Origin of the sequence: Paraburkholderia ferrariae NBRC 106233, assembly GCF_000685035.1 — a bacterium.
Lineage (GTDB): Bacteria > Pseudomonadota > Gammaproteobacteria > Burkholderiales > Burkholderiaceae > Paraburkholderia > Paraburkholderia ferrariae.
In genome coordinates this window covers 65,882-91,160 of record NZ_BAYB01000006.1, presented here as the reverse complement: position 1 = coordinate 91,160, position 25,279 = coordinate 65,882, and the positions used below count along the sequence as shown (strand labels likewise).

At 66.7% G+C, this 25,279-nt stretch carries 24 protein-coding genes and 1 other RNA gene; 11 read left to right on the top strand and 14 right to left on the bottom strand.

What is annotated here, in order from left to right; translation table 11 throughout:
- Positions 1-117: 117 nt before the first annotated feature.
- Complete coding sequence (rlmD, locus tag BFE01S_RS06510) at positions 118-1,524, bottom strand: 23S rRNA (uracil(1939)-C(5))-methyltransferase RlmD (RefSeq protein WP_028224783.1); 1,407 nt, start codon at positions 1,522-1,524, stop codon at positions 118-120.
- Positions 1,525-1,851: 327 nt separating this feature from the next.
- Here rlmD and bamE point away from each other — a divergent pair, with 327 nt between their 5' ends.
- Both bamE and BFE01S_RS06500 read left to right on the top strand, forming a co-directional pair.
- The gene (gene bamE / locus BFE01S_RS06505) at positions 1,852-2,142 is read left to right on the top strand and encodes an outer membrane protein assembly factor BamE domain-containing protein (RefSeq protein WP_028224782.1); all 291 of its coding nucleotides are present in this window, start codon (positions 1,852-1,854) and stop codon (positions 2,140-2,142) included.
- A gap of 108 nt (positions 2,143-2,250) precedes the next feature.
- A complete protein-coding gene (locus tag BFE01S_RS06500) occupies positions 2,251-3,111 on the top strand; it encodes an endonuclease/exonuclease/phosphatase family protein (protein WP_028224781.1) in 861 nt (286 codons plus the stop codon).
- A 37-nt stretch (positions 3,112-3,148) separates the two neighbouring features.
- On the opposite strand, the gene BFE01S_RS06495 is transcribed toward BFE01S_RS06500, so the two are convergent.
- From BFE01S_RS06495 to surE, 5 genes are read right to left on the bottom strand one after another with little or no spacing between them, the layout of a single operon-like run.
- Positions 3,149-3,925: a 3'-5' exonuclease gene (locus BFE01S_RS06495; protein ID WP_028224780.1), complete on the bottom strand. Its 777-nt coding sequence runs from the start codon at positions 3,923-3,925 to the stop codon at positions 3,149-3,151.
- Between the two features lie 17 nt (positions 3,926-3,942).
- Positions 3,943-5,025: an RNA polymerase sigma factor RpoS gene (rpoS, locus tag BFE01S_RS06490; RefSeq protein WP_028224779.1), complete on the bottom strand. Its 1,083-nt coding sequence runs from the start codon at positions 5,023-5,025 to the stop codon at positions 3,943-3,945.
- 13 nt (positions 5,026-5,038) lie between these two features.
- A complete protein-coding gene (locus tag BFE01S_RS06485; RefSeq protein WP_028224778.1) occupies positions 5,039-5,956 on the bottom strand; it encodes a peptidoglycan DD-metalloendopeptidase family protein in 918 nt (305 codons plus the stop codon).
- Positions 5,957-5,961: 5 nt separating this feature from the next.
- Positions 5,962-7,152 carry a protein-L-isoaspartate(D-aspartate) O-methyltransferase gene (locus BFE01S_RS06480; RefSeq protein ID WP_028224777.1) on the bottom strand — a complete coding sequence of 397 codons (1,191 nt, stop codon included), beginning with the start codon at positions 7,150-7,152 and terminating at the stop codon, positions 5,962-5,964.
- Positions 7,149-7,910, bottom strand: a complete 762-nt coding sequence (gene surE / locus BFE01S_RS06475) for a 5'/3'-nucleotidase SurE (protein WP_028224776.1) — start codon at positions 7,908-7,910, stop codon at positions 7,149-7,151. Before surE ends, BFE01S_RS06480 begins: the two co-directional genes overlap by 4 nt.
- A 249-nt stretch (positions 7,911-8,159) precedes the next feature.
- On the opposite strand from surE, the gene BFE01S_RS06470 reads away from it, so the two are divergent.
- Positions 8,160-9,131, top strand: coding sequence for an NADPH:quinone oxidoreductase family protein (locus BFE01S_RS06470; protein WP_028224775.1), 972 nt, complete (start codon positions 8,160-8,162; stop codon positions 9,129-9,131).
- Positions 9,132-9,179: 48 nt separating this feature from the next.
- Here the strand turns inward: BFE01S_RS06470 and BFE01S_RS06465 are convergent, their stop codons facing one another.
- The 8 genes from BFE01S_RS06465 to ffs all read right to left on the bottom strand — a co-directional run bounded on the left by BFE01S_RS06465 (position 9,180) and on the right by ffs (position 17,290).
- Entirely contained in the window at positions 9,180-10,004 is an 825-nt protein-coding gene (locus tag BFE01S_RS06465) for an ABC transporter permease (RefSeq protein ID WP_028224774.1), read from the bottom strand.
- An 89-nt stretch (positions 10,005-10,093) separates the two neighbouring features.
- Positions 10,094-10,906, bottom strand: coding sequence for an ABC transporter ATP-binding protein (locus BFE01S_RS06460; RefSeq protein ID WP_028224773.1), 813 nt, complete (start codon positions 10,904-10,906; stop codon positions 10,094-10,096).
- Positions 10,907-10,987: 81 nt separating this feature from the next.
- Positions 10,988-12,028: an ABC transporter substrate-binding protein gene (locus BFE01S_RS06455; protein ID WP_028224772.1), complete on the bottom strand. Its 1,041-nt coding sequence runs from the start codon at positions 12,026-12,028 to the stop codon at positions 10,988-10,990.
- Positions 12,029-12,086: 58 nt separating this feature from the next.
- Positions 12,087-13,325: a CaiB/BaiF CoA transferase family protein gene (locus BFE01S_RS06450; RefSeq protein WP_028224771.1), complete on the bottom strand. Its 1,239-nt coding sequence runs from the start codon at positions 13,323-13,325 to the stop codon at positions 12,087-12,089.
- A gap of 119 nt (positions 13,326-13,444) precedes the next feature.
- Positions 13,445-14,041: a recombination mediator RecR gene (gene recR, locus BFE01S_RS06445; protein WP_028224770.1), complete on the bottom strand. Its 597-nt coding sequence runs from the start codon at positions 14,039-14,041 to the stop codon at positions 13,445-13,447.
- A gap of 126 nt (positions 14,042-14,167) precedes the next feature.
- On the bottom strand, positions 14,168-14,494 hold the full coding sequence (locus BFE01S_RS06440) for a YbaB/EbfC family nucleoid-associated protein (protein ID WP_028224769.1): 327 nt from the start codon (positions 14,492-14,494) through the stop codon (positions 14,168-14,170).
- Positions 14,495-14,565: 71 nt separating this feature from the next.
- Positions 14,566-16,962 carry a DNA polymerase III subunit gamma/tau gene (gene dnaX / locus BFE01S_RS06435; RefSeq protein ID WP_028224768.1) on the bottom strand — a complete coding sequence of 799 codons (2,397 nt, stop codon included), beginning with the start codon at positions 16,960-16,962 and terminating at the stop codon, positions 14,566-14,568.
- A 229-nt stretch (positions 16,963-17,191) separates the two neighbouring features.
- An RNA gene (gene ffs, locus BFE01S_RS42220) (signal recognition particle sRNA small type) lies at positions 17,192-17,290 on the bottom strand.
- Positions 17,291-17,722: 432 nt separating this feature from the next.
- Here ffs and trxA point away from each other — a divergent pair.
- From trxA to BFE01S_RS06400, 8 genes are all read left to right on the top strand, one after another.
- Positions 17,723-18,049, top strand: a complete 327-nt coding sequence (trxA, locus tag BFE01S_RS06430; protein ID WP_027797264.1) for a thioredoxin TrxA — start codon at positions 17,723-17,725, stop codon at positions 18,047-18,049.
- Between the two features lie 330 nt (positions 18,050-18,379).
- Positions 18,380-19,642: a transcription termination factor Rho gene (gene rho, locus BFE01S_RS06425; protein WP_027797263.1), complete on the top strand. Its 1,263-nt coding sequence runs from the start codon at positions 18,380-18,382 to the stop codon at positions 19,640-19,642.
- Positions 19,643-19,801: 159 nt separating this feature from the next.
- Positions 19,802-20,323: a MerR family transcriptional regulator gene (locus BFE01S_RS06420; RefSeq protein ID WP_028224767.1), complete on the top strand. Its 522-nt coding sequence runs from the start codon at positions 19,802-19,804 to the stop codon at positions 20,321-20,323.
- Positions 20,324-20,327: 4 nt separating this feature from the next.
- Complete coding sequence (locus BFE01S_RS06415; RefSeq protein ID WP_028224766.1) at positions 20,328-21,917, top strand: MFS transporter; 1,590 nt, start codon at positions 20,328-20,330, stop codon at positions 21,915-21,917.
- A 32-nt stretch (positions 21,918-21,949) separates the two neighbouring features.
- A complete protein-coding gene (locus tag BFE01S_RS06410; RefSeq protein ID WP_028224765.1) occupies positions 21,950-22,792 on the top strand; it encodes a M90 family metallopeptidase in 843 nt (280 codons plus the stop codon).
- A gap of 10 nt (positions 22,793-22,802) precedes the next feature.
- Positions 22,803-22,967, top strand: a complete 165-nt coding sequence (locus BFE01S_RS44055; RefSeq protein ID WP_156966927.1) for a hypothetical protein — start codon at positions 22,803-22,805, stop codon at positions 22,965-22,967.
- On the top strand, positions 22,964-23,227 hold the full coding sequence (locus BFE01S_RS06405) for a type B 50S ribosomal protein L31 (RefSeq protein ID WP_028224764.1): 264 nt from the start codon (positions 22,964-22,966) through the stop codon (positions 23,225-23,227). The genes BFE01S_RS44055 and BFE01S_RS06405 overlap by 4 nt, the downstream gene beginning before the upstream one ends.
- Before the next feature lie 292 nt (positions 23,228-23,519).
- Positions 23,520-25,274 carry an ArnT family glycosyltransferase gene (locus tag BFE01S_RS06400; RefSeq protein ID WP_028224763.1) on the top strand — a complete coding sequence of 585 codons (1,755 nt, stop codon included), beginning with the start codon at positions 23,520-23,522 and terminating at the stop codon, positions 25,272-25,274.
- The last annotated feature ends 5 nt before the right edge of the window (positions 25,275-25,279 follow it).

Genomic DNA, 25,279 nt, shown 5'->3' with positions numbered 1-25,279 from the left:
GCCATCGGCGCCGGGCAGGCAGCCCGTGCAGAAAAAACAAAGCCCCGCGAAAAATGCGGGGCTTTTTTTCGTGCTTTTTTCGCCTGCGCTCCGGCGCTGGCCCTGACGCTCAGTTATTCAATCGCGCTCGAATAGCGCAATCGACTCCACGTGCGACGTGTGCGGGAACATGTTCACCACGCCCGCGCCCTTCAGCCGGTAGCCGGCCTCGTGCACGAGCAGGCCCGCATCGCGCGCCAGCGTCGAAGGATTGCACGACACATAGACGATGCGCTTCGGCAGCGGGCCTTCGCCGCTTTGCGCGATATCCGCAAGCGCCTTCGACACGGCGAGCGCCCCTTCGCGCGGCGGATCGACGAGGAACTTGTCGAACGCACCCAGCGCGCGCATATCGTCCGCGGTCACTTCGAACAGGTTGCGGCAGGCGAACGACGTGTGGCCGTCCACCCCATTCGCACGCGCATTTTCGAGCGCGCGCGCCGTCAACGTTTCGCTGCCTTCGATGCCCACCACCTCGCGCGCGAGGCGCGCGAGCGGCAGCGTGAAGTTGCCGATGCCGCAGAACAGGTCGAGCACGCGGTCGCCCGGCTGTGGCGCGAGCAGGCGCAGCGCACGGCCAACCAGCACGCGATTGATCTGATGATTGACCTGCGTGAAGTCCGTCGGCTTGAACGGCATGCGGATATCGAACTCGGGCAGCGTGTAGTCGAGCTGCGCATCGAGCGGATAGAACGGGAACACCGTGTCCGGCCCCTTCGGCTGGAGCCAGAACTGCACGTTGTGCGCGTCGGCGAAGGTGCGCAACAGCGCTTCGTCGGCGGCGGTGAGCGGCTCCAGGATCCGCAGCACGAGCGCCGTCACGCTCGCGCCCACGGCCAGCTCGATCTGCGGCATGCGATCGCGGATCGACAGCCCTTCGACCAGTTGGCGCAGCGGCACAAGCATCGCCGAAACGTGCGGCGGCAGCACCTCGCAGCTCGTCATGTCGGCGACGTAGCTGCTCTTGCGCTCGTGGAAGCCCACCAGCACCCCGCCCTTTTTCGGCACGTCGCGCACGGTCAGGCGCGCGCGGTAGCGATAGCCCCAGGACGGGCCGTGAATGGGCCGGAAGAGGGTTTCGGCGCGCACCTTCGAAAGATGCGCGAGGTTGTCTTCGAGCACGCGCTGCTTGACGGCGATCTGCGCGCGCACGTCCAGATGCTGCATCGAGCAGCCGCCGCAGGTGCCGAAGAACTTGCACTGCGGTTTCGTGCGGATCACGCTTTCGCGGAGCACGTCCACCACCTGAGCCTGCTCGAAGCTCGGCTTTTTGCGGTAGCTCGAATAGGTGACGCGTTCGCCGGGCAGTGCGCCCTCGACGAAGATCACCTTGCCCGGCTCGCCCGTTTCGGTGACGGTGCGGCCGACGCCGCGCGCCTCCATATCGAGCGACTCGATCTCCAGAATCGGGGCATGAAGGACCGACGCGTCGGCGGCGGCACGCCGCTCGGCCCGGCGCTCGCGCTTGCTGCGCTTCGCGGGCACGGCCGCGGCGGGCGCGGCTTCTACGGGTTCGGGTTGAGGGTCGGGGGCGGCTTGAGACACCAGCGGATTCCTGACAGACGGTGAGTGAAAATTGGGCAAAGGCGAGATTGTAGACGAAGTCGGCGCGCGCGCCCGGCACGATGAGGCCGGCACCGCGCTGCGCCCGCCGGTCCCTGCATTCGTCCCTGCATTCTTTTGTAACGATCCCGTCTTCCGATCCCGTCCGGCCGTGTCGTCGCACCGGCTGCCTCGCGCGTTGCTCGATTAACCCGATGGATCTTCCATGCCTCGCGCATGGACAATGCCACTTTCACCAACAGGAATCGAATGAGCAAGCTCACTCACTGCGCCATCGCCGCGGCCATCCTTCTGAGCCTCGCCGCCTGCGCCTCCTCCGTCAAGCCCGAAACGATCATCAGCCAGGTCTCGCCAGGCATGACCCAGCAAGACGTCGTGCGACGCATCGGGCCGCCGGACAGCGAATACGGCGCCTCCGGCAACAGTTGCTTCCAGTATGCGCTGGGCGACAACAGCGGCACGCATTTCGCCGTGTTTTTCGACGACCAGCAACGCGTCACGGCCGCGATGCGCGGGTCGTGCCCCGGTCTGCCGCGCTGAGGCGTTTCTGGCCCGGCTGGCGCCGGGGCGCGCACCAGGGCACGCACTACGGGCAGACCCGCGTTCGGCTACATTGAAGCCGTGTCGATTGCGCTTCGGGAGTCGTCCGTGAAATTGCTCAGTTGGAACGTTCAGTGGGGACGCAGCGCCGCAGGCGTGGCCGATCTGGCCCACACCGTGCACGAGGCACGGCGCCTCGCCGACTTCGACGTGCTCTGCCTGCAAGAAGTCACGCGTGGGTTCGCCGGCCTGCCCGGCTCCCCCGGCGGCGATCAGTTCGCCGAACTGGCGGCACGGTTGCCCGGCTATACCGTGATCGAAGCCATCGGCGCCGATCTTCCGGCCGCGCCCGGCGCCGCCAACGCGGGGCGGCGCCAGTTCGGCAACGCCATCGCAACGCGGCTTCCCGTCGCCCAGGTGTTCCGCCACGCCCTGCCCTGGCCTGCCGACCCCGCCGCGCCCTCCATGCAGCGGGTCGCCCTGGAGGCCGTGCTCGGCGCGCCGGGCGGTGCGCTGCGCGTGCTGGTCACGCATCTGGAGTTTTACTCGGCGCGGCAGCGGCTCGCGCAGGTCGATGAACTGCGGCGGCTCCAGCACGAAGCGGCAGGCCACGCGGCCGCCCCCGCGCCGGGAGAAAAAGGTAACGGCCCGTTCGCGCCGACAGGCCGCCCTGTCAGCGCGATCCTGTGCGGGGACTTCAACAGCGCGTGGGGCAGCGAGGCGTACGCCCGCATGCTCGAACCCATCGCAGACAGCCCGGCATTCGTCGATGCGTGGATGGCGCTGCACCCGGGCGCAACGCCGCCGCCGACAGCGGGCGTCTACGACACGGAGCAGTGGTCGTCCGGACCGATGGCGTGCGATTTCGTGTTCGTCACCGAGGATCTGCGCGAGCGTCTCCGACGCTGCGAGATCGACGGCGCGACCCGGGCCTCGGACCATCAGCCCATCGTGCTGGAACTAGACTGAGCGGTACGATATGCCCCGAGCGCCTCGAGGCAGCCGCTCACGCGCCGAAGGCGGCGAGATACTCGGCCCAGTGCGGCGCCGGCTCCATCGCCAGCGCGTTCTTCACGTGCACGATTTCGTCTTCGTATTCGCGCTCGGAAAAACCGCCGCGCATCAACTGAAACCGGCAATACAGCAGGTAGGTGTTGACCACATCGGTTTCGCAGTAGTTGCGGATTTCCTCGATGCGCCCTTCCTGGAACGCGCTCCACACCTGGCCGCCGTCCATGCCGAGCTTGCCCGGAAAGCCGCAGAGCTTCGCAAGCGCGTCGAGCGGCGCATTCGCGCGCGCCTGGTACATCGCCAGCACGTCCATCAGGTCGGTGTGACGCGAGTGATAACGGCTGATGTAGTTGTTCCACTTGAATTCGCGGTCGTCCTCGCCGAGGTCCCAGTAGCGCGACGCGCGGATGCCGTGCACGAGCGCGCGGTAATGCAGCACCGGCAGGTCGAAGCCGCCGCCGTTCCAGGACACCAGTTGCGGCGTGTACTTTTCGATCGTGCGGTAGAACGACTGGATGAGCGCGGCTTCGCCATCCTCGGGCGTGCCGAGCGAGCGCACGCGAAAACCCTGGCCGTCGCGGAACACGCACGAGATGGCGGCCACGCGCTGCAGATGGTGCGGCAGAAAATCGCTGCCGGTTTTCTCGCGGCGCGCGGCGAAGGCATGCCCGGCCACTTCGGCGTCGGTCAGCGAAGCGGGAAGATTGTCGAGACGGCGAATGCCGTCGACATCGGGAATCGTCTCGATGTCGAATACGAGTACAGGTGTCATGAATCGAGCTGCGGAAATTACAGGACGGCGTCCTTGCGTACGCCGTTGGAAGCGAAGAAGCGCTTGAGCCGCACCAGGGCTTCCTGCTGGATCTGGCGCACGCGCTCGCGGGTCAGGCCCATTTCGTCGGCCAGCTCTTCGAGTGTCGCGGGCTCGATATGGTTCAGCCCGAAGCGGCGCTCGATCACGTGGCGGTGCTTGTCCGAGAGGCGTCCGAGCCACGCGCGCGTGAGCGTTTCGAGTTCGCGGTGCTGCACTTCGGCGTCCGGCGACTGGCTCTGGTCGTCCGAGAGCAGATCGAGCAGGCTGCTCGCGGGATCGAGATCGAGCGGCGCGTCGAGCGAAGCCGTATGTTCGTTGAGCGCGAGGATGTCGGTGACTTCCTCGGTGGTCTTGCCCGTGAGATAGGCGATGTCGTCGATGCTCGCGTCGCGCCGCTCGGAAGCCCTATCGGCATTCAGCGAATTCTTTTCGAGATGGCGCTTCGCGCGCAGCACCTGGTTCAACTCGCGGATCACGTGCACCGGCAGGCGCACCGTGCGTGCCTGGTTCATGATCGCGCGTTCGATGCTCTGGCGGATCCACCAGGTGGCATAGGTCGAGAAACGGAAGCCGCGTGCGGGATCGAACTTCTCGATCGCGTGCATGAGGCCGAGATTGCCCTCTTCGATCAGGTCGAGCAGCGGCACGCCGCGATTCAGGTAGCCCTTCGCGATGCTCACCACGAGCCGCAGATTGCGCTCGATCATGACCTGGCGCGCCTCGAACTCGCCCGCCTTCGCAAGACGCGAGTAGCGCTGCTCTTCCTCGACCGTGAGCAGCGGCTTCACGCTGATCCGGTTCAGATAATGCTGGATGGTGTCGGCCGTGAGTTCGGCCTGCAGGATCGCGCGGAAGTCGTCGGCGTCCGGCGCCGGGCCGGCGGCCTCGCGCGTGCCGCCTTCTTCGTCCGCCGCCGCTTCGCGTTCGTCGAAATCGCGGCCGTTGTCGTTCTCGGACAGCGCCTCGTCGTCGGCCGACGCAGCGCCGTCCTCGACCGAAACCGGGGCGGCTTGGCTGTCAGACTCGGTTTGCTGCAGACGGCGCTTCGATTTCGGCATGGTCGGCTCGCTATTATTGCGGCGGCAAGTACTTCAGTGGGTCGACGGGCTTGCCCTGACGGCGAACTTCGAAATGCAGCATCACACGGTCCGAATCACTATTTCCCATTTCGGCGATCTTCTGACCTTTGGTGACCGCATCCCCTTCTTTTACCATCAAAGCTCGGTTGTGTGCATACGCTGTCAAAAAGGTGGCGTCATGCTTGATGATAATGAGATTGCCGTATCCGCGCAGCCCATTTCCGGCATAAACCACGCGTCCGTCGCCTGCCGCCCTGACCGGATCGCCCGCCGCGCCGCCGATATCGATGCCCTTGTTCTTCGTGTCGTCGAAACCAGCGAGCACGGGACCGCGCACCGGCCACGCGAGCGCGATGTTGCCCGCGGGCGCCGCGCTGTCGCTCGCCTGCGGCTGCGCTTGCGGCGACGTTTGCGGCTGCGTTTGCGGCGGCACGGCGGTAGCGCCGTTGGCGCCCGAGCCGATCATCGGCGGCATGGCCGCGGCGGAACCCGGCGGCACGCTGGTTACGTTGCCGCCCGGCACCGGTGCGGTCACGACGCCCGGTGTGGAGCCCGCCACGTTCGCACCCGGAGGCGCCACGCGCAACAATTGATCCACTTCAATCTGATTCGGATTGGTGAGATTGTTCCACGTCGCGATGTCGCGATAGTTCTGGCCGTTTTCGAGCGCAATTCTGTATAACGTGTCGCCAGGTTTCACCCGGTAGTATCCCGGAGGCGGCGGTCCGAGCGGCACCGCGGGCTGCGCGGCGGCGGTAGCGGCCGGCTCCGTGCGGTCGACGACGGGCGCCTGATCGAGCCGCGTCGCGCAGGCCGTCAACAGACAGAGCGCGATGACAGAAGCACTGCGCTGGGCTACGGTCAGGTCGGCTTTCGGGCGGTTTCTTTGCATCGCGCGCAACATACTCATCGGTTTCAGATCACTCCGGATTTTAAGGGGACAAAGAAAACGCGATCAAGCCGCGACTCCCGCCACTGCGCCGGGCCCGTGCGCTCGACGAGCGTGAGCACCTGGACCGTATCGCTGCCGGCCGACGCGACCGGCGCCACGAGCCGCCCGCCAATGGCGAGTTGTTCGAGCAGCGCTTGCGGCACGTCGAAGCCCGCGGCCGCGATCACGATCGCGTCGAATGGCGCCGCCGACGGCAATCCGAGCCGTCCATCGCCATAGTGCAGGCGGATATTCGGGATGCGCAGCGGGCGCAGATTCGTCTTCGCCCGCTCGTACAGCGGCTTGATGCGTTCAATCGAATACACGTCGCGCGCGATGCGGCTCAGCACCGCGGCCTGATAGCCGCAGCCCGTGCCGATCTCCAGCACGCGATCCAGCGTGCGGCCCGCGCCCGCGAGTTCGAGCATGCGGGCCACCACCGAGGGCTTCGAGATGGTCTGCTGATGGCCGATCGGCAGCGCCGCATCTTCGTAGGCCTGGGTCGCGAGACCCGGATCGACGAACATGTGGCGCGGCACGCCCGCGAGCGCCTGGAGCACGCGCGGGTCGGCAATGCCGTTCGCCCGCACGCGTTCGACCATGCGTTCGCGAACCCGTTCCGAAGTCAGCGCAAGCGCGCTGTTCAACGGCACGCCGGGAGCGCCAGTGGCCGGCACTGCGCCGGGACGCGGGGATACGGCTGGGCGCGCGCCGGCGGGGCGATTCGCGGAAGCGGGTAGCGGCGCGGCGGCGCGGGGCGCCGTGTCGCTGCGGCGCACGGTGCCCGCGCGGGCGGGCGAAGGCATTGCGCTCTTAGCGGGCGCCTTCGCCGGGCCTTGCATTGGAACCTTCGTTGTCACCTTCGCTGGAACCTTCGCCGGCCCATTCGCAGCCCCCTGCGCGATGCCCTTCGCCCCGGCAGCCTGCGCGGCCTGGCTCGCGCGCGTCGGCATCGGCCTGGCCGCTGCGGCACCGCCTGCGGCGCCGCTCTTGACGCCCGCGTGCGGCATCGCCGGCGCGGGCACGCTTTTCACCGCCGCAGGTTTGGACGCGCCCGCGAACGGCGCCCGCGTCTCGCCCGCGCCCGCACCGGCTGGCCGCGCGTCGCGGCGGCGCGGCTCGCGAACGAGATCCGCGAGTCCAAGCGGAAAACGCCGGGTGCGCTCGCCCGTCATGAAGCGCTGCCGCCCCGGCGCACCCATTCGTGCGTCTTCGGCAACATCTGCGTGTGGGTCAGATCGAGTTGCAGCGGCGTGATCGACACGTGGCCGTGCGACACCGCGTGAAAATCCGTGCCCTCGCTCGCGTCGCGCGCGCTGCCCGAGGGGCCGATCCAGTAGATCGGCTCGCCGCGCGGATCGGTCTGCCGGATCACCGGCTGCGAGGGGTGGCGCTTGCCGAGGCGCGTTACGCGCCACTCGCCGAGTTCGTCGTACGGCAGATTCGGAATATTGACGTTCAGCAACGGATGCCCCGGCAACGGATGCGCGAGGTAATGCGCGACGATTTCAGCGGCCACGCGCGCAGCGGAATCGAGGTGCGCCCAGTCTTTGTCAACGAGTGAAAACGCAATGGCCGGCACGCCGAACATGATGCCTTCCGTGGCGGCTGCCACGGTGCCCGAGTACAGCGTGTCCTCGCCCATGTTCTGGCCGTTGTTGATGCCGGAAACCACGAGGTCGGGCCGGTGCTCCAGCATGCCGGTGAGCGCGATGTGCACCGAGTCGGTGGGCGTGCCGTTCACGTAGTGAAAACCGGTGGTCCTGGAGCGCTGCACCGACAGCGGCCGCCACAGCGTAAGCGAGTTCGATGCGCCGCTGCAGTTCTGCTCCGGCGCCATCACGGTGACCTCGCCGAGCGGCTGGAGCGCCTCGTAGAGGGCCGCGAGCCCCGGGGCGAGATAACCGTCGTCGTTGCTGAGTAGTATTCGCATCGGTCGATTGTAACCGAGGAAAGAAGGCAGGCGAACGACAGCCCGGCGCGCCTTGCGCGCGCCCGGCAGACTGCTTCGTCCGGCTTGCCGCGTGGACGTTTGCGCCGCATGCCGCGGCGCCGGAACGCCCGCTTCGAATCCTCTTTTTAGCGCCGCAAATAAACGCACGGTCGTTCGCATTCTGGCGATTTGCCGTACACTGTCAGTCACTCCCGATTTCATGAACGACGCGACAGACAAGGAGACACGATGCGCGCCATTCGCTGCAACCAGTACGGTCCGCCCGATTCGCTCACGCTCGAAGATCTGCCCGACCTCACGCCCGGTCCGGGCCAGGTCGTAATCGACGTAAAAGCCGCCGCCGTCAACTTTCCCGACGTGCTGATCATCGAGAACAAGTACCAGGTGAAGCCGCCGCTGCCGTTCACGCCGGGCGCGGAAGTCGCGGGCGTCGTGCGTGCGGCAGGCGACGGCGTCAGGCTCGCACCGGGCACGCCCGTCGTCGCGTACGTCGGCCAGGGCGGCTTCGCCGAGCAGGCGATCGCCAATGCCGACGCGTGCGTGCCGCTGCCCGACGGCGCGGATTTCGCCACCGCCGCGGCCTTCACGCTCGCCTACGGCACCTCGCATCACGCAGTGGTGGACCGCGCCGCGCTGAAGGCGGGCGAAACCCTGCTCGTGCTCGGCGCGGCGGGCGGCGTGGGTCTTGCGGCCGTGGAGATCGGCAAGGTGCTCGGCGCGCGCGTGATCGCGGCCGCATCGAGCGAAGAAAAGCTGGAGGTGTGCCGTCGCTTCGGCGCGGACGCCACCATCAACTACAGCACCGAAGACCTGCGCGAGCGCATCAAGGCGCTCACCGACGGCCGCGGCCCCGACGTGATCTACGACCCCGTGGGCGGCGAATACGCCGAGCCCGCGTTTCGCAGCATCGGCTGGCGCGGCCGTTATCTCGTGGTGGGTTTCGCCAATGGCGAGATCCCGAAGCTGCCGCTCAATCTCACGCTGCTCAAGGGCGCGAGTCTCGTCGGCGTGTTCTGGGGGGACTTCGCGCGGCGCGAGCCGAAGCACAATGCCGCAGCGTTCGCGCAGATGGTGGGCTGGATCGGCGAAGGCAAGCTCAAGCCCTACGTGTCGAAACGCTATACGCTCGCCGATACCGCCCAGGCCCTCAAGGACATGGCCTCGCGCAAGGTGACGGGCAAGATCGTGATCGAGCCCTGAGCTTCGGCCAGGCGATGCAGACGGCGCGCGCGAAGCGCGCCGCGCCGTCTAGAGTTTTTCGGTGTCGCCCGCGTTGGGCTGCCACTTCATGAGGCGCCGCTCCGCAAGCCCGACGAGCGCATCGAGAATCAGCGCGAAGGCCGTGAGCACGAGTATCCCCGCGAACACGGTGTTGATGTCGAAGGTGCCTTCGGCCTGCAGGATCAGATAGCCGACACCGCTCGCCGACCCCAGATACTCGCCCACCACCGACCCAACGAACGCGAGCCCCACCGACGTGTGCAGGCTCGAAAACACCCAGCTCATGGCGCTCGGCAGATAAACGTGACGCAGCAACTGCTTGCGGCTCGCGCCCAGCATGCGCGCGTTCGCGAGCACGACCGGGCTCACTTCCTTCACGCCCTGGTAGACGTTGAAGAAGACGATGAAGAAGACGAGCGTGACGCCGAGCGCCACCTTTGACCAGATGCCAAGACCGAACCACACGCCGAAGATGGGCGCGAGGATCACGCGCGGCATCGAGTTCGCGGCCTTGATGTAGGGGTCGAAGAGCGCACTGGCCGTGGGCGCGAGCGCGAGCCACAAGCCGACCGCGAGCCCGCTCACCGTGCCGATCGCGAACGCCAGCACGGTTTCGATCAGCGTGACCCAGAGGTGCAGCCAGATCTCGCCGCCCGTGAACCATTCCCAGATGCGCAACAGCACCTTCTGCGGCTCGCCGAAGAAGAAGGCGGCCTTGTTCGGATCGTCGAAATAGAACGGCGGCAGGAGCGTCGGGCTCGTGAGCACGTACCAAAGTCCGAAGCACGCAACGAGCAGCAGCCACTGCCAGACGATGAGGTTGCCCCGATGCGGGCGCAGCCGTTTCCACATGATCTCGTTTCCCCTCTCTCGAAACGCGCGCGGCGCCGATGACACATGTAACGCCCACCACGCCTGCGGCGCTCGCAGCGCTCCCGGCCTCAGCCGCCCGCGAGCTGCTGCTGGTAGCCCTTGAGCACTTCGTCGCGCAGCACGCCCCAGATCTGCGCATGCAGTTCAACGAAGCGCGGATGCGAGCGCACTTCGGCCACGTCGCGCGGCCGCGCCAGATCGATCGCGAATTCGCCGATCGGATGCGTGCCCGGCCCCGCGGACAGCACCACCACGCGGTCCGACATGGCAATGGCCTCGTCGAGATCGTGCGTGATGAAGAGCACCGCCTTGCGGCGCGCGGCCCACAGGCCGAGTAGTTCGTTCTCCATGAGCTGGCGCGTCTGGATGTCGAGCGCCGAAAACGGCTCGTCCATGAGCACGATGTCGGGGTCGAGAATCAGCGTCTGCGCCATCGCCACGCGCTTGCGCATGCCGCCCGAAAGCTGGTGCGGATAGCGGTCGCCGAAACCGCCGAGCCCCACGCGCTTGAGCCACTCCTCGGCCTGCGCACGCGCCTCGCTCGCCGCGACGCCGCGAAACGCGAGCCCCGCCATGACGTTGTCGAGCGCGCTTTTCCACGGCATCAGCGCGTCGGCCTGGAACATGTAGCCCGCGCGGCGGTTCAGACCCGCGAGCGGCTCGCCGAACACGCTGACCGTGCCGGCACTGGGCGCGAGGAGCCCCGCGCCGATGTTGAGCAGCGTGGACTTGCCGCAGCCGGTCGGCCCGACCACCGAAACGAACTCGCCGGGCGCGATGCGCAAGGTTGCGTTCGCAACAGCGGTATAGCGCTGCGAGCGGTCCTCACGCGAAGCAAAGGTGCAGGTGATGTTCTCGAGCGCGAGTGCGGGTACGGTCATCGTCTTCTGGAACTGTGCGGTGAACCCCTGCACGAGCAACGGCGCGCGGGGGCGCGGCGCAGGGTCGGCAGACTGCGGGCGTCAGCTCTTGACGGTGGCGAGCGCCTTCTTCACGAAGTCGTTGGTCCACGTCTTCGAGAGGTCGATGGGCTTGCCCTTCACGTTCGGGTCGAACGTCTGCAGCGTCTTGAGCGAGGTGGCCGGGCCGTCGGCCGGCATCAGGCCGTCCGGCGACATCGCCTCCTTCACGTGCTCCCACGAAGCCAGATAGAGCGCACGGTCGCCCAGCAGATAGCTCTCGGGCACGGTGTCGATAAGTTGCGCCCCCGTGGCCGACTGCAGCCACTTGAGCGCGCGCACCATCGCATTCGTGAGCGCCTGGGTGGTGTTCGGGTTCTTCGTGATGAAACTTTGCGAAGCGTAGAGGCAGCCCGCCGGCATGTCGCCGCCGAAGACCGTGTGCGTGTCGGCAAGCGTGCGCGTGTCCGAGACGACGCGAATGTCGCCCGAGCGTTCGAGCTTGGTCATCACCGGGTCGAGGTTCGCGAGCGCGTCGATCTGGCCGGACTGCAGCGCGGCAATCGCGCCGGCCCCCGCCCCCACGCCGATGAACGAAACGTCGCTCGCGGTGAGCCCCGCCTTCGCGAGCACGAAGCTCGCCATGATCGCGGTGGAGGAACCGGGCGCCGTCACGCCGATCTTCTTGCCTTTGAGGTCGGCGATCGACTTGTAGTTGGGCATGGTCTTCTTCGAGACGGCCAGCACGATCTGCGGCGCGCGCCCCTGCAGCACGAATTCGCGGAACATCTGGTGCTGCGCCTGCAGGAGGATGGTGTGCTCGAACGCGCCCGAGACGACGTCCGCGCTGCCGCCCACGGCAGCCTTCAGCGCCTGCGAGCCGCCCGCGAAGTCGGCGATCTCGATCTCGAGGCCTTCGTCCTTGAAGAAGCCGCGCCGCTCGGCGATCGTAAGCGGCAGGTAGTAGAAGAGGTTCTTGCCGCCCACGGCAATCGAGACTTTCTTCGTCTCGAGCGGCAGTTGCTGCGCGAAGGCGAGCGAGGGCGCCGCCAACGCGGCGCCTGCGAGCGCGGCCGTGCCCGCGAGAAAGGTTCTACGTTGCATGTGCGAGTCTCCAGGGCTTGTTGTACTTATCCGAAGCGCAGCCGCCGTCTCGTGCGGCTCAGACAACCTGTTGCGCGTGCAACCGCGCTATGTGTCGTGCATCATAACCCAGCGCCTCGAGGACTTCATCGGTATGTTCACCCAGTTCCGGGCCGAGCCAGCGGGTGTCGCCGGGCGTGGCCGAGAGCCTGGGCGTGACCGCGGGCAGCGCCACGTCCACCTTCCCCTGCCAGCGGAATTGCTGGATCATCTGGCGCGCCATGAACTGCGGGTCGGTGAACATGTCGGCTACGCTGTAGATGCGGCCCACCGGCACGTCGGCCGCGTTGAGCGCTTCGAGGGCTTCGTCGATGGTGCGCGTGGAAAGCCATGCGGCGATGGCGCCGTCGATCTCGGCCGTGCGCGGCACCCGGCCGTCGTTGTGCGCGAGGCCGGGATCGTCCGCCAGATCCTCGCGGTCGATGGCGGTCATGAGGCGCTTGAAAATAGGATCGCTGTTGCCGCCGATCACGATGCTGCCGTCGCGGCACGGATACGTATTGGACGGCACGATGCCCGGCAGCGAAGCGCCCGTGCGCTCGCGCACCATGCCGTACACGCCGTACTCGGGCACCACGCTTTCCATCATGTTGAAGACGGCCTCGTAGAGCGCCACATCGACGATCTGGCCGCTGCCGCCATTCACGTTGCGATGATGAAGCGCCATCAGCGCGCCGATCACGCCATGAAGCGCCGCGATCGAATCGCCGATCGAAATGCCGATGCGCGGCGGCGGCAGATCGGGATAGCCGGTGATGTGGCGCAGGCCGCCCATCGACTCGGCAATCGCGCCGAAGCCGGGACGGTCGCGATACGGCCCGGTCTGCCCGTAGCCCGAGAGCCGCACCATGACGAGGCCGGGGTTCTCCTTCGAGAGCACGTCGTAACCGAGCCCGAGCTTTTCGAGCAAGCCCGGCCGGAAGTTCTCGACGACGATATCGGCCTCTTTCGCGAGGCGCCGGACGATCTCCTTGCCCTCCTCGGCCTTCAGGTTGATCGTCACCGACTTCTTGTTGCGCGCCTGCACGGCCCACCAGAGCGACGTGCCGCCGGCTTCCGGATAGAGCTTGCGCCATTTGCGCAGCGGGTCGCCGCCTTTCGGGTCTTCGATCTTGATGACCTCGGCGCCGAACTCGCCGAGAAAGCGTGCCGCGAACGGGCCGGCGATCAAGGTGCCGAGTTCGAGCACCTTCACGCCGGCGAGCGGCCCCACAGGTTGCCCGCCGGACGCGGATTCGGGGGAAGTGGCTGCGCTCATGGGTCTCCTTGGGTTCTTCGATAGGCATCCGGCCATGCCGCCGGGCCCGGGCGGCACCGGGCTCGCAACGAACGCAGCAGGCGCGCGCCTGAGCGGGCTCTGCGCGAGCCCTCAGGGTGCTACATGGAGCGGCGGTCGATCATCGCGCGGGCGATCGTGCCCGCATCGACGTATTCGAGTTCGCCGCCCACCGGCACGCCGCGCGCCAGACGCGTGACCGCGAGGCCGCGCGCCTTCAGCGCCTGGCCGAGATAGTGCGCGGTGGCCTCGCCTTCGTTCGTGAAGTTGGTCGCGAGCACGACTTCCTTCACGATGCCGTCCGAGGCGCGCTTCACGAGCCGGTCGAAATGAATCTCTTTGGGGCCGATGCCGTCGAGCGGGCTCAGATGCCCCATCAGCACGAAATACAGGCCGCGCCACGTCATGGTCTGTTCGAGCATGATCTGGTCGGCCGGCGTTTCGACGACGCACAGCAGCGTGGGATCGCGCTCCTCGTCGAGACATGTTTCGCACACCTGAGCTTCCGTAAAGGTATTGCACTTCTCGCAATGCTTCAGGTTCTCGGTGGCGAAGAGCAGTGCGTTGCCGAGCTTTTCTGCACCGTCGCGGTCGTGCTGCATCAGGTGATAAGCCATGCGCTGCGCCGACTTCGGCCCGACGCCGGGCAACGTGCGCAGCGCCTCGACGAGCGCCGCCAGGGCGGAAGGTTGTTTCATGCGGGTTCGGCGTGGCGGATCGATGGGTTGTGCGCGGCGTCGCACGTCTCGCGCAACGCGGGCCGCGGCAGTGCGGCCCGCAGGTACGGCTTCAGGCAAATTCGGACAGCTGCAAAAGCGCAGGCGTCAGAACGGCAGCTTGAAGCCCGGCGGCAGCGGCAGGCCGGCGGTCATGCCGCCCATCTTCTCCTGCGACGTCGCTTCGGCCTTGCGCACCGCGTCGTTGAACGCCGCGGCAACGAGGTCTTCCAGCATGTCCTTGTCGTCGGCGAGCAGGCTCGGATCGATCGACACGCGGCGCACGTCGTTGCGGCAGGTCATCGTGACCTTGACGAGACCGGCGCCCGCCTGACCCTCGACCTCGATCTGGGCAAGCTGCTCCTGCATCTTCTTCATGTTTTCCTGCATCTGCTGGGCTTGCTTCATCAGCCCGGCGAGTTGGCCCTTCATCATGATCGTGACTCCTTCAGGATCGTCTGTATTCGAAAAAGCGCGCGGCGCCGTAGCGCGCCGTGCGCCGCAAATCAATGGGCGGCCTGGCTGCCGCCCTGCGCGGCTTCGGGTGCGATCGGCCGGATCGAGCCCGGAACGATGCTCGCGCCGAAGTCGCGAATCAGTTGCTGCACGAACGGATCGGCGCCGATCTCGCGCTCCGCGTCGCGCTGGCGCTGCGCGCGGGCGGCAGCGTCGAGCGCGGCCGCCGTGCGGCGCGCCGGTCCGACTTCCACCGCGAGCTCCACGGCCTGGCCGAGCGTCCCGGCCAGCGCCGCCTTCAGCTTCGCGACCTGCGAGGCTTCCGCGTACTGCGGCACCGGCACGCTCAGCTTGAGGAGGGTGCCTTCGAGGGCCGTCAGTTCGCTGTTGAAGGCCAGTTGGTACGCAATGCCCTTGAGCGGCAGCGTGGCGGCGAGCGCCGGCCAGTCGCCGGCAAAGCCGATCGCATCGAGCGCGATACCGGGCGGCAGCTTGCTCACGTCGACGATGGCCGCGGCGGGAACGGCGGCAGGCGCTGCGCCGCGCGGGGCGGCGGGCTCGCTGTCGAAGGCCGGCACGAAGCCGTCGTCGGGCGGGGCGAAATACGCGTCGTCGGCACCGAGCGGCACGTAGTCGTCAGGCGGAATGTCGTCCCACGGCGGCGCGCCCGAGGCGTCCTGCGCCGGCTGGCTGCGCGGCGGCCGGCGCGTTTCGGCTTCCAGTGCCGCCGCGGCGCGGCGCGCCGGATCGGGCGTCGGCACTTTCACTTCGGCGCGCGGCGCGGCCGGCTTCGGCGCGGCTGCGGGTGCGGCCGTCGCTGTGGCGCCACCGGCGCGTGCGCCCCGCTCGCCCGAGACGCGCATGCCCTTGCTGCGGAGCACGTCGAGTGCCGCGCTCGCGCCGCCGCGCGGGCCGGAGGCGGCTGTCGCAAACGGATCGGCCGGTTCGGCCGCAGCGGTTTCGCGCAGCGCTTGAGGTTCGGCCTCGGCGGCCACGATCTGCGAGCGGGGTTCGGCACCTGGGGCTGACGCGGCTTCGGGTACCGCCGCCGAAGCCGCGTCGGCCGACTCCCACGGCGGCACGACGCGCGTGGGCGCCGGTGCTACGACCGGTGCTTCGATGCGGCTTTCGGCGACCTGGGCATGCGCCGTATCGTCCGATTGCGCGGCCTTCGCTGCGGCCGGCGGCACGGCCGGTGCTGCAGCCGTTTCAGCCACTGCCGGCTTCGGCGTGGCGACCGGCGGCACTGCCTCGCTTTTAGCGCTCGCAGCAGCCGATGCCATGGCCGGCGCCCCCGTGCGCGTGCCGCCCCCCGCTGCCGGCTTCGAAGCCGGTGCGCTGCCTGCGTTGCCCGCCCCCGGCGCCGCCGGCTCGAATGCGAGCATGCGCAGCAGCGTCATCGTGAAGCCCGCGTATTCGTCCGGTGCAAGGCCCAGTTCGCTGCGTCCGAGCGTGGCGATCTGATAGAACAGCTGCACCTGCTCCGGCGCGAGTCCGGCAGCAAAACGGCGCAGGTCGGCGGCCTCGGGCCACTCTTCCAGCACCGATCCCGGCGCGAACTGCGCCCACGCGATGCGGTGGAACAGACCTGCCAGATCCTGCAGCGCCGTCGAAAAGGACAGGCTGCGCAGCGCCATTTCGTCGGCGATGGCCAGCACGGCGGCGCCATCGGCCGCAACGAGCGCGTCGATCAGGCGGATCAGATAGCTCTGGTCCAGCGCGCCGAGCATGCCGCGCACGGCCTCCTCGGTCACCTGGTTGGCCGAATAGGCGATGGCCTGGTCGGTAAGCGAGAGCGCGTCGCGCATCGAGCCGTCGGCGGCGCGCGCGAGCAGGCGCAGCGCCTGCGGCTCGAACTCGACCTTCTCCTCGCCGAGAACGTGCGTGAGATGCTCGACGATGTTCGCCGCCGGCATCTGCTTGAGATTGAACTGCAGGCAGCGCGAGAGCACCGTGACCGGAATCTTCTGCGGATCGGTGGTCGCGAGGATGAACTTGACGTGCGGCGGCGGCTCTTCCAGCGTCTTCAGCATCGCGTTGAAGGCGTGGTTCGTGAGCATGTGCACTTCGTCGATCATATAGACCTTGAAGCGCGCATCCACCGGGGCATACACGGCGCGCTCGAGCAGCGCGGCCATTTCGTCGACGCCGCGGTTGCTCGCCGCGTCCATTTCGACGTAATCGACAAACCGGCCTTCATCGATCTCGCGGCACGCACGGCACACGCCGCACGGCTTCGACGTCACGCCGGTCTCGCAGTTGAGCGCCTTGGCGAAGATGCGCGACAGCGTCGTCTTGCCCACGCCGCGCGTTCCCGTGAAGAGATACGCGTGATGCAGGCGGCCGCCGTCGAGTGCATGCGTGAGCGCGCGCACCACGTGCTCCTGTCCGACGAGCGAAGCAAAGTCCTTCGGTCGCCACTTGCGTGCGAGAACTTGATAGGTCATCCGGAAATTGTATCAGCATCGCCCGGCCGCACCGATGAATCGCAGAGGCGCGAAATGCGCGATCCACGGCGCTTTTGCGCGGTGTGCCGCAAGGCTTTGGCGCGGCTGGAACGGCGCTTCGCCGATACGGTGCGACAACGCGCGAACGAGATTGTCTGGCTCGAACCGGAGAGCAAAACAGAGAGAAAGCGCGGGAGAAACTGCGGAGAAAAAACAGGAAGAAAGTTGAGGTGACGAGCCTGACCCTCGGCACTGGCGGAAAACGGCTGTGGCTGCTTCGTTCCCGACCTGACCAGGTTGACCGCCCCTCCATGCGAGGAGGCCCGTCACGTCGCATTCTAACATTGGTTGCGCTGCAATGCGAATCCCCGCCGCGCGAAAAGTCGCGCGACGGCTGGCCGGTGGTTGGACTCTTGCAATCGTGCGCGGCATCTCAATATGGAGGGCATGGAGCCGGCTGCCCCACTCAATCACGGGACAATCGGGCAGTTTCCGCCGCCGGGGCGCACGACAAACGCGCTCCGAACGTCGGTCAGCCGACTGAAACCCTGCTGCCGGCATGAGTACTATCACCGTCGGCAACGCATAGGGATTTAGGCTACACTGGCGTCGGCATTGGGCGCAGGCCGCGCGGGCGATCCGGTACGCGGCTTGCGCAGAACAGCGAGGCGCCCTGGCGGGCCCGACCAGGTTTTCAGTTTTGGTGTATCGTGGCGAGCAACTATTCAGTCAGCCTCGATTCGAAAGAGGTATTCATAAAATGAGCGAACAAATCAAGCATATCAGCGACGCATCGTTCGAACAGGACGTCGTGAAATCCGACAAGCCGGTCCTGCTGGACTTCTGGGCCGAATGGTGCGGCCCGTGCAAGATGATCGCGCCGATTCTCGATGAAGTCGCGAAGGATTACGGCGATCGCCTGCAGATCGCGAAGATCAATGTGGACGAGCATCAGTCCACGCCGGTGAAGTTCGGCGTGCGCGGCATCCCCACGCTGATCCTCTTCAAGAACGGCGCCGTCGCCGCGCAGAAGGTCGGCGCGCTCTCCAAGTCGCAGCTCACCGCGTTCCTGGACAGCCACCTGTAATACCCGGGCCGCACCCGCCCTCTTCGGCTGGCGCGGCATAAGGCACGGCGCCTGCGTTCTGCGCTTTCGGCACGTTTGGCGCATGCCCGGCGGGCGGGTCCGCAACGGTGCGTGTTGTCCACCGACAACACGCACCGTAAAAACATGCCGTTCTGCCACACTGGCGGTTTCTGGCGTGTGCTATGCTAGAATTCATAAAGCGTCTACCCGGCGCCTTATAAAGTAGCAAGCAAGTACCAAGCAAAGTCTCAAGCAAGTCCTAGAGCGATTCCGCTCGCTTCTTTTCCCCCAGACTCCTTTCGTCGCACTCCTCCCCGACGGGTTCTCCGTATGCATCTTTCCGAGCTTAAGTCTCTGCATGTCTCCGAATTGATCGAGATGGCCAATGGCCTCGAGATCGAAAGTGCGAACCGCCTGCGCAAGCAGGAACTGATGTTCGCCATTCTTAAAAAGCGCGCCAAAACGGGCGAAACGATCTTCGGTGACGGCACGCTCGAAGTACTCCCGGACGGCTTCGGCTTCCTGCGCTCGCCCGAAACCTCGTATCTCGCAAGCACGGACGATATCTATATCAGCCCGTCGCAGATCCGCCGCTTCAACCTGCACACCGGCGACACGATCGAAGGCGAAGTGCGCACGCCGAAGGACGGCGAACGCTATTTCGCGCTGGTGAAGGTGGACAAGGTCAACGGCCAGCCGCCCGAGGCCTCGAAGCACAAGATCATGTTCGAGAACCTCACGCCGCTGCACCCGAACAAGGTGCTGCTGCTCGAACGCGAAATGCGCGGCGAGGAGAACGTGACGGGCCGCATCATCGACATGATCGCGCCCATCGGCAAGGGCCAGCGCGGCCTGCTGGTCGCCTCGCCCAAGTCCGGCAAGACCGTGATGCTCCAGCACATCGCGCACGCCATCAAGCAGAATCACCCCGACGTGATCCTGTTCGTGCTGCTGATCGACGAGCGTCCGGAAGAAGTGACGGAAATGCAGCGTTCGGTGGCGGGCGAAGTGATCGCCTCGACCTTCGACGAACCGGCCGCCCGCCACGTGCAAGTGGCCGAAATGGTGATCGAGAAGGCCAAGCGCCTGGTCGAAATGAAGCACGACGTGGTGATCCTGCTCGACTCGATCACGCGTCTCGCACGCGCCTACAACACCGTGGTGCCCGCATCGGGCAAGGTGCTCACGGGCGGTGTGGACGCCAACGCGCTGCAACGCCCGAAGCGCTTCTTCGGCGCCGCGCGCAACATCGAGGAAGGCGGCTCGCTCACCATCATCGGCACGGCGCTGATCGAAACCGGCAGCCGCATGGACGACGTGATCTACGAAGAGTTCAAGGGCACCGGCAACATGGAAGTGCACCTCGAGCGCCGCCTCGCGGAAAAACGCGTCTATCCGTCGATCAACCTGAACAAGTCGGGCACGCGTCGCGAAGAACTGCTGATCAAGCCGGACATCCTCCAGAAGATCTGGGTGCTGCGCAAGTTCATCCACGACATGGACGAAGTCGAGGCGATGGAATTCCTGCTCGACAAGATCCGCCAGACGAAGAACAACTCCGAATTCTTCGACATGATGCGCCGCGGCGGCTAAGCCCCTCCCGCATCGCCACGAACGCCCGCGCAAGCGGGCGTTTTTCATTCTGGCGACCCTTTTCAGGCGCTGCCGGACCCGGCCACAACCTGTACGTGAACGTTCACGTCTGGTTATAATGGCGACCTGATTCCACTGCCGCCATCCGGCCGGTTGCCCATGTCCCGGGATACCCCCGCGCTGCTCACGGTGCGCGACGCCGCACTGCGCCTGAACGTCACGCCGCGCACGCTCAAGTACTACGAGGAGCGGGGTCTCGTCACGCCCACGCGCAGCGAGGGCCGCTACCGCCTGTATAACGAAGACGACATCGAGCAGTTCTCGCGCATCCTGCGGCTGCGCTCGCTCGGCTTTTCGCTGCACGGCATCGCCGAAATGCTCAAGCGCCCGCTCGAATCCGCTGACGACGGACGCAGGCGCTATTCGCAGGACTCGCTGCGGCAGATTGCCGACGCGCTGACCCGGCAGATCGAAACGCTCGACGCGCGCATCGCCGCCGTGCGGCGCGAGCTGAAGGAAGCGCAGACGGTGCGCGCCGAACTCGCCGGCGATCTCGACTACCTCGGAAAACGCCTTGCGGGCGTACCCGCCGAAACGCTGATCGACGAGCGTCTGGCCGCAAGGAAAAAGCGTCACAAGACACCGGCCTCCGACGGCGGCGACGGAAACGCCGGGGCGTGAACCGATGAGCAGCGCACCCGCCGCACCCAGCCCGCCGCCGACCCCGCCGCAAAGCCGTCAGCCGCTCTTCGGCGCCGGGCGCCTGCGCGGCGACTTCTTCCCCTGGGTGCTCGCGCTCGCCACCGGCCTCGACTACTTCGACAACGCAATCTTCTCGTTCTTCACGAGCTACATCGCGGGCGGCATCAACGCTTCGCCGGACGAACTGGTCTGGTCGTCGAGCGCCTACGCCGTTGCCGCCGTGCTTGGCATCCTGCAGCAGCAATGGTGGGTCGAGCGGCTCGGCTACCGCCGCTACGTGGGCGGCTGCCTGCTGCTCTACGCAGCGGGGTCGGTCGCCGCAGCACTTTGCGAATCGTCGATCGAACTCGCCTTCGCACGCGGCGTCCAGGGCTATTTCATCGGCCCGATGATGGGCACCTGCCGCATTCTCATCCAGAGCAGCTTCACGCCGCAGCAACGCCCCGTGGCGACGCGTGCGTTCCTGATCCTGATCGTGCTCTCCAGCGCCCTCGCGCCGCTGGTGGGCGGCATGCTCGTTGCGCAGTTCGACTGGCGCGCGCTCTTTCTCTGCACGGCGCCCGCCGGCGTGCTGTTCGCGGTGCTTGCGCTCCTCGCCCTGCCCGACTCGGGCCACGTGCTGCCCGAAGCGCGCGGCGGCACGCATTTTTGGCCCTACATCATCTTCGCGCTCGCGCAGGGCGCGCTGCAGATCGCCATGCAGCAGGTCCGCTTCGAACTGTTCAGCACGTCGCCCGGCCTGATCCTGCTTACCGTGGGCGGCATCGTCGCGCTCGCCTGGTTCGGCTGGCAGCAGTGGCATCACCCCAAGCCCCTGATGCGCCTGCACGCGCTGCGCGAAAAGACCTTCCGCGCGGGCATCCTGCTCTACGTGGTCTATTACTATCAGAGCACCGCGCTCAGCTATCTCGTCTCGCGCTTTCTCGAAGGCGGGCTCAACTATCCGGTCGAGAACGCCGGCCGACTCACCGGCATCACCTCGCTGATCTCCGCTTCGGCGCTCTTCCTGTATTTCCGCTACGCGAAGTTCGTCACGCGCAAGAAGTGGATCATCGTGCCGGGCTTCGTGCTCGCCGCGTGCGTCTCTCTGTGGATGACGCAGATGCCGCCCGACGTCAGCGAATCGTGGCTCATCGCGCCCCTCCTGCTGCGCGGCCTCCTGCTGCTCTTCATCGTGCTGCCGGTCGCGAACGTGACGTTCAGCATCTTCGCCATCGAGGAGTTCACGCACGGCTACCGGCTCAAGAACATCGTGCGGCAGATCACCATGTCGTTCGCGACCTCCAGTGTCATCATCATCGAGCAGCACCGGCAGGCGCTGCACCAGTCGCGCCTCGCCGAATTCGTGAATCCGTTCAACCCCGTCTACCAGAACACGCTCGCCACGCTCACCCAGGCCTTCGAGGCGCCCGGCCGCCCGCCCGGCGAAGCGCACGGGCTCGCAATCGTGCAGATGAGCCGCATGGTCGCGCAGCAGGCGAGCTTCCTGAGCTCGCTCGACGGCTTCTATTTCCTCATCGGCGTGGCGGTCTGCGGTGGTATCTTTGCGGCCTGGCAGAAGCAGATCAACTGACGACGCACTTCACCTCACGAAGCCCACCGGCGATGCTATCGAAACTCTCCCAGTGGTTCGGCGCGCGCCGCCGCGAAAAGGCCCTGCGCACCCACGCCATCGACGACGCGCTCTGGCAGGCCACGCTCGAGGGCCTGCCCTTCCTCGGCCATCTCGACGCCGCCGGCCTCGTGCGCCTGCGCGAACTCACGAGCCTCTTCATCGCGCAAAAAGAGTTCTCGACCGCTCACGATCTCGAACTGACCGACGCGATGGTGGTGGCGATCGCCGTCCAGGCGTCGCTGCCGGTGCTCAACCTCTCGCTCGATCTGTACCGCGGATGGGTCGGCGTGATCGTCTACCCGGGCGAATTCGTGATCCGCAAGACCGTGGAGGACGAGGACGGCGTGGTGCACGAAGTCGAGCACGACGCGAGCGGCGAGGCGTGGGACGGCGGCCCCGTGATCCTCTCGTGGGAGGACGCGCAGATGACCGACGGCAGCGACGCCTACAACGTCGTGATTCACGAGTTCGCCCACAAGATCGACATGCTCAACGGCGAGACCGACGGCCATCCGCCCCTCTATCGGCGCTGGCACGCCCCGCTCGACGGCGCCATGTGGGGCGACGTGTTCGACCATGCCTACGACCAGTTCTGCGCGAAGGTCGATGCCGTGCCGGAGCGCCGCTGGGCGCGCTTCGAGCGCGAATCGCTGATCGATCCCTATGCATCCGATCATCCGTCCGAGTTCTTCGCCGTGTGCAGCGAGGCGCTGTTCGTGAAGCCGCGCGAGTTCGAGGCCGAATATCCCGAGTTGTACCGGCTGCTCGCGCGCTATTACCGCCAGGACCCGGCCCGAACCGGTGCGCTGGCGGGGTTAAGCGGCGCGGCGTAGATTGCGTGCAATGCGCGCGCTGAAATTCGCCAACCGGCTGATTTTCTGGCATAATCGCCGTTTTTCGAACTTGGGCAAGTGGCTCGCGCCTGATTTCAGGCAAAAGCGCTTTGTGCTGCAATCCCGCAGCCGGGCACGCGGGTTGGCTACCGCCAGATTTAAGGAAAAACCATGAAAGAAGGCATTCACCCGGATTATCGCGAAGTCCTGTTCATCGACGTTTCGAACGACTTCCGCTTCGTGACCCGCTCGACCATCCAGACGCGCGAAACCGCCGAATTCAACGGCAAGACCTACCCGCTCGCCAAGATCGAAGTGTCGTCGGAATCGCATCCGTTCTACACGGGCACGCAAAAGATCATGGACACGGCCGGCCGTGTCGAGAAGTTCAACAAGAAGTTCGGCGCGCGCGCCACGGGCAAGGCTACGAAGTAAGCTTCGTAAAACGCCTGAACCGGCCCTGGCGCCGGTCCCGGACCGAAAAAAGGGCAGCGTTTGCTGCCCTTTTTTATTGCCCGCATCGCGGTTCGCCTCAGGGCCGCCCGCTCCCGGATTTCTCGCGAACGCCGGAGGATCACGGCCCTGTTTCAGTCGTTTCCATGCATTTCGGCGCGGCTCCCGCCGTGACGCGCGTGCGCCGGCCCGGCTAGAATGCCGGATTCGGGCCGGCGGTGACCGCCACGCTGCGCCCGCGAGCCGCTCCGCTTACCCGCTCACCTCGTACTGAATGAAGCCAGCCATTCGACTGACCGCCTCCGCCACCAGCGCCCTGCCGCGCTGGCTGCTGCTGACCATCTGTATCGTGTTCGCGTCGTTCGGCCTGTTCGGCCGGGACCCGTGGAAGAACGAGGACGCAGCCGGCTTCGGCGTGATGTGGACCATGGCGGGCGGTACCTCGCACGACTGGCTGCTGCCGAACCTCGTCGGCAAGTACATCACGGAAAACGGGCCGCTCGGCTACTGGCTGGGCGCGCTCTGCATCCGCGTGCTGACACCGTGGGTGGACGCCAGCAATGCCTCGCGCGTCGCCACCGGCGTGCTGTTCTGCCTTGCCTGCGCGTTTGTCTGGTACAGCGCCTATCTGCTCGGGCGCCGCCCCGAGGTTCAGCCGTTCAAGTACGCCTTCGGCGGCGAGCCCGAGCCGCGCGACTACGGCCGCACCCTCGCCGACGGCGCGCTGCTCATCCTGCTCGCCTGCTTCGGCCTCGCCGCGCGCGGCCACGAAACGACCCCGCAGCTCATGCAGTTCGTCGGCATTGCAATGCTGCTCTACGGCGTGGTGCGCGCCATCGACAAGCCGATCCAGGGCGCACTCTGGTGGGGCCTCGCGCTCGGCATCGTCATGCTGTCGAGCGGGCCGGTGCTGGTGGGCGCCCTGCTCGTGGGCACGCTCGCGATGCTCGCCATCGCTCCCGAAACGCGCTCGCGCTGGCTCCTTGTCGCAGGGCTGCCCGTTGCGCTCGCCGTGTCGGCTTCGTGGCCGCTCGCGGCGCTGCACCTCTATCCCGACGACGCCGTGTGGTTCCTCGACCAGTGGACCCATTCGAGCGTCAATGCCTTTGCCGGGCCGCCGGGGGCGGTGCTGCTCTACGCGGTGCGCAACCTGCCGCTCTTCACGTGGCCCGCGTGGCCGCTCGCACTGTGGGCCTGGTTCAGCTGGGCCGGCCTGCGCCGCGCCCCGCATATCGCCATTCCGCTTTCGGTGATCGTGCCGCTCCTGATCCTCGTGGTCGTGCAGAGCCAGGAAACCAATCGCCTCTTCATGCTCGTGCTGCCGGCGCTTTCGGTGCTCGCAGCGTTCGCGCTGCCCACGCTCAAGCGCGGCGCGATCAACGCGATCGACTGGTTCGCCGTCCTGAGTTTTACGATCCTCGGTACGTTCGTGTGGCTCGTGTGGCTCGCGGGCATATCCGGCTTCCCGGCGCCGCTCGCGCGCAACCTCGCACGCCTCGCTCCGGGCTTCACGCCGCAGTTCAAGATCCTCTCGTTTGCCTGCGCCGTGGCCGTGACCGTGTGCTGGATGGTGCTCGTGCAGTGGCGCGTGGCGCGCCATCCCAAGGTGCTCTGGCGCAGCGTCGTGCTTTCGAGCGGCGGCACCACGCTCATGTGGGTCCTGCTGATGACGCTCTGGCTGCCGGTCGTCAACTACAGCCGGACCTATCGCGACGTCGCGCAGCAGATTGCCGCGCACCTGCCCGCCGACTACTCGTGCATTTCGCCCGTGCGGCTCGGCGACGCGCAGATCGCCACCTTCGCCTACTTCGGCAAGATGCACTTCTCGTTCGACGAAGACTGCGACGTGATCCTGCGCCAGGACACCCAGGACTACGGCGAGCCCAGCTCGATGTCGAACTTCGTCTGGAAGCTGGTCTGGGAAGGCCGCCGCGCGGCCGACCGCGACGAGCGCTTCCGCCTGTACGTGCGCATCGATCGCCCGCAGCCGCCCGCGAAGCGCCGCGTCTGGCGCCCACGCCCGGACTGAGCCCG